Below are 10,836 nucleotides of genomic sequence, written 5' to 3'. Positions count from 1 at the left end.
CCCTTCGCATCAAACACCACCGCGCAATAGTCGTGCACATAATCCGCCCGCAACCGGCGCAACATGTTCAACACGCCATAAAGCGCACCCGTCGGCGCACCATCTGGCGCAGATAAATTCTGACCCATAGCATGATAGGCGCGGTAAAGATAAGAAGAGCCGTCAACGAGAAGGAGAGTGGGTTTGTTGGACATGGAGGACCTGCTGTGTGTATGAAAATAATGTACGGATTATAAAGGAAAAGGCCGTCTGAAAACCGAAAATCAAGTTTCAGACGGCCTGATGTTTACATAAATATACGGTTTCAGGTATTGCGCCGCAGAATCCCATCTTGTATATTTGTATTCAAATGAATACAAACTAAAACAAACGAATATGAATGCAACGAACCGTATCCCAATCAGCGTGCGCATTACTCAGGAAGATGCTGATTTTATTGCTGAACTCAAAATCGAAGGTGCGAATACGCCGTCTGAAAAAATCCGCGAACTGCTCAAACTGGCGCGCTTGGCGCATACGCAGACACGCGATTACAGCTCCGCACTGACGGCGCAGGAGCAATTTTTCCAAGCGGCAAAACACGAAATCTTGCATGCTGAAAAACAGGCCGGAGTGCATTCGCATATCGTGGCGAGGTTGTTTGAACAGCTTCCCGACTTAGGCGCAACACTCGCCGCCGACCTGCCCGAAGAAGCCGACCTCGACGATTTGAAAAAATACGAACGCGAACTGATGTGGCGCATCGTCCGCCTGACCGACAGCATCTTGCAACTCGCCGTAACCGGCAAAGGCGCGGCATACGACGACAGCGTGCTGCAACAGCTTGAAAACACTTTAAAACTGGCAAAGATTGTGCAGCAGGCAAATGAAGTTTAAGGCCGTCTGAACAACGCCCCTTCCCCCATTTCTAAATACCAATGCTCAACATCGAAGACTGAAGCGACAAGATGGAAAAATGGATAGCAGAAGCATACGAATTATTTGCACCTTACAGCGTGCGCTTCCCGCTGAATATCTGCACTTGCAATAGCTGCTCTCCCGAAGATTTCCAACAGGCGTTGTTGGAATATCCGTTACGCGAGATTCCTGTCGATATGTTGCAGGCGTATTTGGGCAGCGTACCTTTAGACGACGCAGCCGCAACAGCTTTAGACATGAAACATTTTCTGCCGCGTATTTTGCAGGCTTTGGTCAACGACGAAGATGTCCGATCGCTTGATGAAATGTTGCTCGATAAGTTGTGTTGCCATTTTCCCGAATGCTGGACAAAAGAAGAAATCGATTGGCTAAAACGTTTCGCCGCCGCTTGGTTTGACTCGCAACTGACTGCACCCCGCTACGAAGGCTGCTTGGTCGTTTGGCTGAATATGTTTCAATTTGCTGGATTGGATGTTGTCGACGAACTGCTGGCAGTGTGGACGGAGCAGGCGGATAAAACGGCAGCTTTACGCGAATTTGTCGACTTGTATTTAAAGATTCCGTATGGAAGCGACGAGCCGGATTGGTACAAAGTCTGCTATCTGCCCGAGCATTGTCCGAATAGAACGCAATTCGCCGCCCGACTGTCGGCTTGGTTTACCCACCCGGATACCCGCGCCACATTCAGACGAGCTTTAGAACAAGCCCTGCTGGAAGGCAAAGAAGACGAAAACGAAACATTGTTATGGGAGCAATGTTACGACTGGTTGGCACAATCGGATGCTGGCTAAACACAATATTTCTCATGATTTCATAAAGAAAGGAAAATCCAAATGAGCGAAACCCTATCCCGCCGAGTAGGCCGTCTGGTAAGCGGCGGTTTTCATGCCCTGATTGATGCGGCGGAGAACCTTGCGCCTGAAGCAGTAATGAACGAAAGCATCCGCGAAATCGAGAGAGCGGTAGACGAAGTACGCGCCGAGTTGGGCAAAGTGTTGGCGCAGAAACACCTTGCCGCCAAGAAAATGGCGGACGAGAGCAACCGTCACGAAGCCATCGATGCCAATCTGCAAGCCGCCGTAGCTGCCGGTCGTGATGATCTTGCCGAAGCGGGCATCGCCGAACAAATGGACATCGAAGCGCGTCTGCCTGTTTTGGAAAACACCATTGCCGACTGCGCCGCGCAGGAAAAAGAGCTCGAAGGCTTTATCGCCGCCTTGCAGGCGAAAAAACGCGAGATGCAGCAGCAGTTGCAAGGCTGGCGTGCCGCACAACAGAACGCGGGTGCAGGCAAAGCAGCAGGCGGCAGCGACCTCAACCGCATCGCCCGTGATGCCGAAAAAAGCGGCAATGCCTTCGACCGTGTGATGGGTCGCCAAAACTCGGTACACAGCAGCACCGATGCGGCGCAGTTGGCCAAGCTGAAAGAACTGGAAGACTTAAGCCGCAACAACCGCATTGCCGAACGATTGGCGGCGTTGAAGGCGAAATCATAAGCCATATTGAGGAAATTGCGGTTTCAGACGGTCCCTATCCTCACAGGGCCGTCTGAAAAAAGAAAACCATACACGCTTCAATAACAAAAAGATGCCGGATTGGGAAAAATCCTGTCAGTTATAACAAATTAATAAAAATATCCATATCCAATCGGCTTAACTTTAAAATAAAATATATGCCGTCTGAAAATTAAAAAGAATAAGGAAATGCAATATGTGGAATTTAATCAACGCCCCCGAAACTGAAATCTTCGGCATTGCCATTGCGCTGATGGTTTTGCTCGGTGTGTTTGAAGTCATTTCCATGCTGGCAGGCGGTATCAGCGATTGGTTGGACAACCTGTTGCCCGACAGTCTGACCGAAACTGCGCACGCCGAGGTCGGATTGGATGTGGCGGACGCAGGCATATTCGTGCGTTTCCTGAGCTGGCTGTATGTCGGACGTATCCCGGTATTGATGTTGATGGTGGTGTTTCTTGCCGTATACGGACTGACGGGTTATCTGTTTCAGACGGCCTTTGCCACTGTATTCGGCAGTTATCTGAATGGCACGCTGGCAGCAGTCATCGTTTGGTTTCTTTCCTTGCCCTTGGTGCGCGTGACGGCTGGCGGTTTGTACAAAATTATGCCGAAAGATGAAACCACTGCCGTTTTGCAGGAAAGTTTAATCGGCCGCGTCGGCACAGTGGTGTTGGGCGAAGCTCGGGTAGGCAATGCGGCGCAGGTGCGCGTGAAAGATGCTTACGGCCAACAGCATTATGTGATGGTAGAGCCTGACTCTGATGATGTATTGAAACAAGGCGATGCGGTATTGCTGGTGTCGTTGGACGGAAATACATTTAAAGCGATTTTGAATCCGAGCGGAAGCTTGGTGGATTGAGGCCGTCTGAAACTGCAAATTTTGTGGCACCGCCAAAAATACGAATATCGACTGCCATCATTCTAGCTAAGGTAGGAATTCAGTTCTTGGAATTTCAGTAAGATTTATAAATACCTGTAATTTTTAAAGTTCTAGATTTTCACCTACACAGGAATGACTATGATACATTTGTATTCTTTATTATCAATAATGAAGTTTTTTGATAATTTATTTGTAAAGAGGAGCAATAAGAAATGTCTGAATGGTTAAAGGATTGGCCAAACATACTTAGTTTGATCGTATCCATCATCAGTATGTTTGGCTTTCCTAACTTAATACGCAGGTTTGGTGGGTTAGAAAGACTTTCTAAAAGTCAAATTGAATATAGACAGGCAAAAGAATTAATTCATCTTATTACGCAAGCAGAATGCCAAGGTAGAAAGCCTCATGCTTATTTAATAGAAAAAGGATACGGGGCAATTTCTGGTACAAATAAATTAGATTCTGAGGAGATTATTTATTGCTTAGGGATGAAGTCTCCTAATCGAGCTTTAAGGTATTACACTTTGGGATTGAAATACTTGGAATATTCTGCAATAGTTGGAAAAGTATATTTTAAAGAGAAATTCAATGATAGAAAGAGAAGGTTAAAAATTTATATATTGAATTATATTAGATATTTTATTTTTGCAATAATAGCAGCAGTAATTTTATGGGTGCCTACCCAAGTTGATTTTAAAAACTCTTATTATTCTTTCATGTTTTTAGCAATTATATCATTACCTTTTATAGGTTTATCATTTGTTTATTTGTCTGAAGCATCGGATTTGAATTTTGCAGAAAAATTCATGAAACTTCAAGCCGAAACGTTTAAAGAATCAGAGTTTGAAACTTTAATAGCAAATGAACCTGAAACAAAAGAACCTGAACGAGAAAACTAAGAATTTTAACCCTTTCAGACGGCCTCTTTCCCTCAAAGCCTTCTGAATCCACCGCCCTCAAAGGCATATTAACAAGAAGAAAGGAAAAACCATGAACTTGGTCTCCATCGGCACCATCGCCGGCGTCATACTCGTCGCGCTAATTGTACTCGGCCTCATCCTGACCCGTCTGTACCGCCGCGCCAGCAAAGAAGTCTCCTTCGTACGCACCGGTTTCGGCGGCGAAAAAGTCATCATGAACGGCGGCGCGATGGTGCTGCCCGTGCTGCACGAAATCATCCCCGTCAACATGAATACACTGCGCCTCGAAGTGCGCCGCGCTGCCCAACAAGCCTTGATTACCCGCGACCGTATGCGCGTTGACGTGATGGCTGAATTTTACGTCCGCGTCAAACCCAGCGCCGAGAGCATTGCGACCGCCGCACAAACGCTGGGTATGAAAACCATGTCCCCCGATGAGCTGAAAGACCTCGTCGAAGGTAAATTCGTTGATGCCCTGCGCGCCGTTGCCGCCGAAATGGCGATGGAAGAGCTGCATGAGAAACGTGTTGATTTCGTTCAGAAAGTACAACAAGTCGTGAGCGAAGACTTGTTCAAAAACGGTCTTGAACTTGAAACCGTTTCCCTGACCGGCCTCGACCAAACCAGCTTTGAGTTCTTCAACCCTCAAAACGCCTTTGACGCGGAAGGTTTGACCAAACTGACCGAAACCATCGAAGGCCGCCGCAAAAAACGTAACGAAATCGAACAAGACACTGACTTGGCGATTAAAACCAAAAACCTCGAAGCCGAGCAGCAACGCCTGAAAATCTCACGCGAAGAAGAATACGCCAAACTCGAACAAGAGCGTGAGATTGCCGTCCGCCGCGCCGAACAAGAGGCCAGCATTGCCGAACAAGAATCTCAGAAAAAACGCGAGGCGGAAGAAGCCAAAATTGCCGCAGAACGCGAAGTGGATTTGAAACGCATTGCCGCCGAACGCGACATTAAAAACGAAGACATCCGCAAAGCTCAAGCCGTTGAGCAGGCAGAGGTTGAACGCCGCAAAGCCATCGAGTTGGCCGAGCAAGACCGCGCCATCGCCGTTGCCGAGAAATCGCGTGCCGAATCCGAAGCCAAAGCAGAGGCCGACAAAGCCCGCGCCGCTGCCGTTCGCGAGGAAGAGAGCGTGATTACCGTACGCGAAACCGAACGCGCCGAGCGTGCCAAAGCGGTCGAGTTAATTGCCGCCGAAGAAGCCGCACAAAAAGACGCGATTTCGCTCACCGTCGCCGCTGAAGCTGAAAAACAAGCTGCACAAGACCGAGCTGAAGCCGTGCGTATCGCCGCCGAAGCCGAAGCCGAGAAACAACGCCTTCAAGCCAAAGGTGAAGCCGATGCCAAAATTCTGTTGGCGCAAGCGCAAGAGCAACAATACAAGGTTGACGCCGAAGGTACCCGTGCCGTCAACGAAGCTGCCAATGTCCTGAGCGTCGAGCAGGTTGAAATGCAAGTCCGCCTTGCCCTCTTGAAACACCTGCCTGACATCATCCGCGAATCCGTCCGCCCAATGGAAAAAATCGAAGACATCAAGATTTTGCAAGTCAATGGTCTGGGTGGCTTTGCCGGTGGTGCAAACGGCGCAGAAGGTGCTTCAGACGGCCAAACCACACAAGCCAGCCTTGCAGACCAAATGGTCAACAGCGCCCTGCGCTACCGCAGCCAAGCCCCGTTGGTTGACGGTCTCTTGAAAGAGTTGGGACTGAATGGTGGCGACATCAACGGTCTGACCCAAGGGTTGGATAAAAGCATCGACCAATCATAAACAGATACCGTCATAATGGTTTAAAGGCCGTCTGAAATAGGTTTTCAGACGGCCTTTTGTTTATACAAGAGCTTCCGCAAATTCTAATATTTTCAATACTGATCAATTCAGATCTGTTGCGGTTGCAATAAATTAGGAATTATCCAACCTGCTTTTTGTGGTTAAAAAAGATTGAGTGGGCTATTCTTAGCCAAATAACAAGGCTAACTGCTTTGACAATGATCCATCAACAATTGAGTCATAAAAACTGATTCTAGCGTTTCGATTTCAAGTTTGCCATCTACTCATCTATCGACATTTCAATACCAAGCCGCTTATCTTCAGGCAAATAAAAAAGCACAACATTTCGTTGTGCTTTTTCTTGATGAACCCACATTACTTGTTTTTTTGCGAACGAAGGTAGTCCAAAGTTTTCAGCTGGGCAATGGCTGCTGCCAATGCTTTGTGCGCTTCGGCCAGAGATTTATCATCTTTGGCTGCAGAAACACCTGCCTCGGCTGCTTTCTTAGCTTCTTCAGCACGTGCCTGATCCATTTCGGTACTGCGAACGGCAACGTCTGCCAATACGGTAATCTTGTCAGGCTGTACTTCTAAAACACCGCCGGAAACAGCAACCAGCACTTCTTCAGCTTCACCCGGAACAGTCAAACGCAATGCGCCGGGGCGCACCAAACTCATAATCGGCTCGTGTCGTGGATAAATACCAAGCTCACCTTGAACGGTCGGAACCACCACAAAGCTGGCTTCGCCCGAATAGATGTTTTGCTCGCTACTGACCACTTCAACTTGCATGACGCTCATGCCGACCTCCTTAGTTTAAGGTTTTCGCTTTCTCAACTGCTTCTTCGATGCCGCCTACCATGTAGAACGCTTGTTCAGGCAGATGGTCGTATTCGCCGTTCAAGATGGCTTTAAAGCCGGCAATGGTATCGCGCAGGGCGACATATTTGCCTGGAGAACCTGTAAACACTTCTGCAACGTGGAACGGTTGAGACAGGAAGCGTTGGATTTTACGGGCACGCATTACAGTCAGTTTGTCTTCGTCAGACAATTCGTCCATACCCAGAATGGCAATAATGTCGCGCAATTCTTTGTATTTTTGCAGAGTGGACTGTACACCGCGCGCTACGTCGTAGTGTTCTTGACCCAATACCATCGGATCCAATTGGCGTGAAGTAGAATCAAGCGGGTCAACTGCCGGGTAAATACCCAAAGAGGCAATATCACGGCTCAATACGACGGTTGCGTCCAAGTGGGCGAAAGTTGTCGCTGGAGACGGGTCAGTCAAGTCATCCGCAGGTACATATACGGCTTGGATGGAAGTAATGGAACCGGTTTGGGTAGAGGTAATACGCTCTTGCAAACGACCCATTTCTTCAGCCAATGTCGGTTGGTAACCCACTGCAGAAGGCATACGACCCAACAGTGCAGATACTTCGGTACCGGCCAGAGTGTAACGGTAGATGTTGTCAACGAAGAACAATACGTCGCGACCTTTACCGTTTTCGTCTTTTTCGTCACGGAAGTATTCGGCCATAGTCAAACCGGTCAAAGCAACGCGCAGACGGTTGCCCGGAGGTTCGTTCATTTGGCCATACACCATGGCTACTTTATCCAATACGTTGGAATCTTTCATCTCGTGGTAGAAGTCGTTACCTTCACGGGTACGCTCACCCACACCTGCGAACACGGACAGACCGCTGTGCGCTTTGGCGATGTTGTTGATCAATTCCATCATGTTTACGGTTTTGCCCACACCGGCACCACCGAACAGACCTACTTTACCGCCCTTAGCAAACGGACACAGCAAGTCGATCACTTTAATACCGGTTTCCAGCAATTCGGTAGTTGAAGACAACTCGTCGAATTTCGGAGCAGTTTGGTGAATGGCACGGCTCTTGTCGGTATCGATCGGACCTGCCTCATCAACAGGCGTACCCAATACGTCGACAATACGACCCAATGTACCTTTACCTACCGGCACAGTGATTGGCGCACCAGTATTGCTTACAGACATGCCGCGTTTCAGGCCGTCTGAACTACCCATTGCAATAGTACGGACAACGCCGTCGCCCAGAAGCTGTTGAACTTCCAGAGTCAGACCGTTCTCGTCCAATTTCAGGGCATCGTAAACATGCGGGATAGCGTCGCGTGGAAATTCCACGTCAACCACCGCACCAATAACTTGTACGATTTTGCCTTGGCTCATTATCGTATCCTAATTTCCTGTTCAGGCTTCAGACGGCATTAAACTGCCGCTGCACCTGCTACAATTTCTGACAATTCTGTGGTAATCGCGGCTTGACGCGATTTGTTGTACACCAAGCGCAATTCTTTGATGGCATTGCCTGCGTTGTCGGTTGCGGCTTTCATCGCTACCATACGCGCGGCTTGTTCAGATGCCATGTTGTCGCTCAATGCTTGATAAACCACAGACTCTAAATAGCGGCGAACCAAATATTCCAATACGGCGATAGGACTCGGCTCGTAGAGGTATTCCCAAGTAAATGAAGAATGACCTGTTCCGTCGTCAATAACGTTTTCACCGATAGGCAGCAAAACTTCCATACGCGGCTCTTGGCGCATTGTGTTGATAAAACGTGAGTAAACCATATGGATACGGTCTAATTCATGTTTCTCATAACGTTGGAAGATTTCGGTCAAAGGGCCAAGCAACGCTTCCATTTTCGGGGTATCGCCCAAATTGGTTGCACTGGCAATAACGTTCAAACCGATGCTTTGGCATGCAGCCAAACCTTTGCTACCCAGGCACACGACTTCGACTTCGATGCCTTGTTCCTGATACTCTTGAACTTGCGCCAAAAACTTTTTCAGTACGTTTGCGTTCAAGCCGCCGCACAAACCTTTGTCCGAGGTAATCAAAATGAAACCGGCACGACACACTTCGCGGTGCGGCTCCAACAATTTGATACCATGATCGGCATTGGTCTGTGCAAGATGGCTCATCACTGTACGCACTTTTTCGGCGTACGGACGCGCTAAGCGCATCCGGTCTTGAGTCTTCCGCATTTTAGAGGTAGACACCATTTGCATCGCTTTAGTGATCTTTTGGGTATTTTGAACACTACGGATTTTGGTGAGAATCTCTTTTCCGACTGCCATTTCAGACTCCTTTCATCTCAATACTTATGCTTGGTAAGCGTAAGAAGATTTGAAAGATTTCATGGCTTCGGTCAATGCTTTTTCGCTTTCGTCAGACATTGCGCCTGATGCATTAATCGCATCCAGAACCTCAGGATGTTGCGTACGTACGAAACTCAGGAATTCTGCTTCGAAAGCCAAGGCTTTGGATACCGGAACATCTGCGTAAGAACCGTTGTTGATCGCCCACAAAGTCAATGCCATTTCGGCAGTGTTCAATGTGCTGAATTGTTTTTGTTTCATCAATTCAGTAACCACTTCACCGTGTTGCAGCTGTTTGCGTGTTGCTTCGTCCAAATCAGAAGCAAATTGTGAGAACGCCGCCAATTCACGGTACTGTGCCAACGCCAAACGGATACCGCCACCCAGTTTTTTGATGACTTTGGTTTGTGCCGCACCACCTACGCGCGATACGGAAATACCGGCATTGATTGCGGGACGGATACCGGCGTTGAACAAGTCGGTTTCCAAGAAGATTTGGCCGTCTGTAATCGAAATTACGTTGGTTGGTACGAATGCTGATACGTCACCGGCTTGGGTTTCAATAATCGGTAATGCAGTCAGAGAACCGGTTTTGCCTTTTACTTCGCCATTGGTCAGTTTTTCAACTTCGTTTTCGCTGACACGGGCTGCACGTTCCAACAGACGGGAGTGCAGGTAGAATACGTCGCCAGGATAGGCTTCACGGCCAGGTGGACGGCGCAGCAGCAGGGAAATTTGACGGTATGCAACGGCTTGTTTAGACAAGTCATCGTATACAATCAGAGCATCTTCACCGCGGTCACGGAAGAATTCACCCATGGTACAACCGGAGTAAGGAGCAATGTATTGCAGCGCAGCGGCTTCAGAAGCAGTCGCAGCAACCACGATAGTATGTTCCATCGCACCATGCTCTTCCAATTTGCGCACTACGTTGGCAATAGAAGATGCTTTTTGACCGATAGCCACATAAATACAGATAACGCCTGTACCTTTTTGGTTAACGATGGCATCCAGTGCTACGGCAGTTTTACCGGTTTGACGGTCACCAATGATCAGCTCACGTTGGCCACGACCAACCGGAACCATAGAGTCAATGGCTTTCAGGCCGGTTTGCATGGGTTGGTCAACCGATTTACGCGCAATCACACCCGGTGCGATTTTTTCGATTGGAGCAGTCAAAGTTGTATTGATTGGACCTTTACCGTCGATAGGACGACCCAATGCATCAACTACGCGGCCAACCAATTCGCGACCGATCGGCACTTCCAAAATACGGCCGGTACAGGTAACTGTATCGCCTTCTTTAATGTGTTCGTACTCACCCAACACTACGGCACCGACGGAGTCGCGCTCCAAGTTCATGGCCAGACCGAAAGTGTTACCGGGGAATTCGAGCATCTCACCTTGCATCGCGTCTGACAAGCCATGAATGCGCACAATGCCGTCTGTAACAGAAACAACGGTACCACGGGTACGCACTTCTGTATTGACGGACAGATTTTCGATTTTGGCTTTAATCAAATCGCTAATTTCAGCAGGATTAAGCTGCATGAAAACTCTCCTAATTTGTCATAGTCGCATACAAAGCATTCAGTTTGCCTTGTACGGACAAATCCAAGACCTGATCACCCACTTCTACTTTGATGCCGCCGATTAATTCAGGGGCAACTTTAG

12 protein-coding genes are annotated in these 10,836 nt (G+C 48.3%); 6 read left to right on the top strand and 6 right to left on the bottom strand.

All coding sequences use genetic code 11. The features are described from left to right. On the bottom strand, positions 1–194 hold a 194-nt coding region (locus tag ACTHUT_RS09140), incomplete at its 3' end, for a hypothetical protein (protein ID WP_440418744.1). 181 nt (positions 195–375) lie between these two features. Between ACTHUT_RS09140 and ACTHUT_RS09135 the strand changes: the two genes are divergently transcribed. The 6 genes from ACTHUT_RS09135 to ACTHUT_RS09110 all read left to right on the top strand — a co-directional run bounded on the left by ACTHUT_RS09135 (position 376) and on the right by ACTHUT_RS09110 (position 6,018). Continuing rightward, positions 376–876: a hypothetical protein gene (locus ACTHUT_RS09135; protein WP_004518995.1), complete on the top strand. Its 501-nt coding sequence runs from the start codon at positions 376–378 to the stop codon at positions 874–876. Between the two features lie 71 nt (positions 877–947). Beyond that, on the top strand, positions 948–1,709 hold the full coding sequence (locus ACTHUT_RS09130) for a hypothetical protein (protein ID WP_440385974.1): 762 nt from the start codon (positions 948–950) through the stop codon (positions 1,707–1,709). A gap of 42 nt (positions 1,710–1,751) precedes the next feature. Further along, the gene (locus ACTHUT_RS09125; protein ID WP_440385973.1) at positions 1,752–2,414 is read left to right on the top strand and encodes a PspA/IM30 family protein; all 663 of its coding nucleotides are present in this window, start codon (positions 1,752–1,754) and stop codon (positions 2,412–2,414) included. 214 nt (positions 2,415–2,628) lie between these two features. Next, positions 2,629–3,294 carry a YqiJ family protein gene (locus ACTHUT_RS09120; RefSeq protein WP_440385972.1) on the top strand — a complete coding sequence of 222 codons (666 nt, stop codon included), beginning with the start codon at positions 2,629–2,631 and terminating at the stop codon, positions 3,292–3,294. A 233-nt stretch (positions 3,295–3,527) separates the two neighbouring features. Next, positions 3,528–4,214, top strand: a complete 687-nt coding sequence (locus ACTHUT_RS09115; protein ID WP_440385971.1) for a hypothetical protein — start codon at positions 3,528–3,530, stop codon at positions 4,212–4,214. Between the two features lie 91 nt (positions 4,215–4,305). Then, entirely contained in the window at positions 4,306–6,018 is a 1,713-nt protein-coding gene (locus ACTHUT_RS09110) for a flotillin family protein (protein WP_049323103.1), read from the top strand. A 375-nt stretch (positions 6,019–6,393) separates the two neighbouring features. Here ACTHUT_RS09110 and ACTHUT_RS09105 read toward each other — a convergent pair whose 3' ends face one another. The 5 genes from ACTHUT_RS09105 to ACTHUT_RS09085 form a co-directional block, all read right to left on the bottom strand. Next, positions 6,394–6,819, bottom strand: a complete 426-nt coding sequence (locus ACTHUT_RS09105; RefSeq protein ID WP_036492070.1) for a F0F1 ATP synthase subunit epsilon — start codon at positions 6,817–6,819, stop codon at positions 6,394–6,396. A 10-nt stretch (positions 6,820–6,829) separates the two neighbouring features. Next, positions 6,830–8,227, bottom strand: coding sequence for a F0F1 ATP synthase subunit beta (gene atpD / locus ACTHUT_RS09100; protein ID WP_003748111.1), 1,398 nt, complete (start codon positions 8,225–8,227; stop codon positions 6,830–6,832). A 38-nt stretch (positions 8,228–8,265) separates the two neighbouring features. Next, positions 8,266–9,141 carry a F0F1 ATP synthase subunit gamma gene (atpG, locus tag ACTHUT_RS09095; RefSeq protein WP_440385970.1) on the bottom strand — a complete coding sequence of 292 codons (876 nt, stop codon included), beginning with the start codon at positions 9,139–9,141 and terminating at the stop codon, positions 8,266–8,268. 24 nt (positions 9,142–9,165) lie between these two features. Then, positions 9,166–10,713: a F0F1 ATP synthase subunit alpha gene (atpA, locus tag ACTHUT_RS09090; RefSeq protein ID WP_003748105.1), complete on the bottom strand. Its 1,548-nt coding sequence runs from the start codon at positions 10,711–10,713 to the stop codon at positions 9,166–9,168. 10 nt (positions 10,714–10,723) lie between these two features. Next, positions 10,724–10,836, bottom strand: a 113-nt coding sequence (locus tag ACTHUT_RS09085) for a F0F1 ATP synthase subunit delta (protein ID WP_440418745.1), incomplete at its 5' end; no start/stop codon positions are given.

The organism is Neisseria sp. P0022.S010, assembly GCF_051956635.1.
The sequence above is the reverse complement of the archived record's forward strand: the minus strand, read 5'-3'. Positions and strand labels throughout refer to the sequence as shown.

Excerpts from the sequence above, each read along its gene's own strand:
- ACTHUT_RS09135 (WP_004518995.1), top strand. The coding sequence starts at position 376 with ATGAATGCAACGAACCGTATCCCAATCAGCGTGCGCATTACTCAGGAA.
- ACTHUT_RS09130 (WP_440385974.1), top strand. The coding sequence starts at position 948 with ATGGAAAAATGGATAGCAGAAGCATACGAATTATTTGCACCTTACAGC.
- ACTHUT_RS09125 (WP_440385973.1), top strand. The coding sequence starts at position 1,752 with ATGAGCGAAACCCTATCCCGCCGAGTAGGCCGTCTGGTAAGCGGCGGT.
- ACTHUT_RS09120 (WP_440385972.1), top strand. The coding sequence starts at position 2,629 with ATGTGGAATTTAATCAACGCCCCCGAAACTGAAATCTTCGGCATTGCC.
- ACTHUT_RS09115 (WP_440385971.1), top strand. The coding sequence starts at position 3,528 with ATGTCTGAATGGTTAAAGGATTGGCCAAACATACTTAGTTTGATCGTA.
- ACTHUT_RS09110 (WP_049323103.1), top strand. The coding sequence starts at position 4,306 with ATGAACTTGGTCTCCATCGGCACCATCGCCGGCGTCATACTCGTCGCG.
- ACTHUT_RS09105 (WP_036492070.1), bottom strand. The coding sequence starts at position 6,819 with ATGAGCGTCATGCAAGTTGAAGTGGTCAGTAGCGAGCAAAACATCTAT.
- atpD (WP_003748111.1), bottom strand. The coding sequence starts at position 8,227 with ATGAGCCAAGGCAAAATCGTACAAGTTATTGGTGCGGTGGTTGACGTG.
- atpG (WP_440385970.1), bottom strand. The coding sequence starts at position 9,141 with ATGGCAGTCGGAAAAGAGATTCTCACCAAAATCCGTAGTGTTCAAAAT.
- atpA (WP_003748105.1), bottom strand. The coding sequence starts at position 10,713 with ATGCAGCTTAATCCTGCTGAAATTAGCGATTTGATTAAAGCCAAAATC.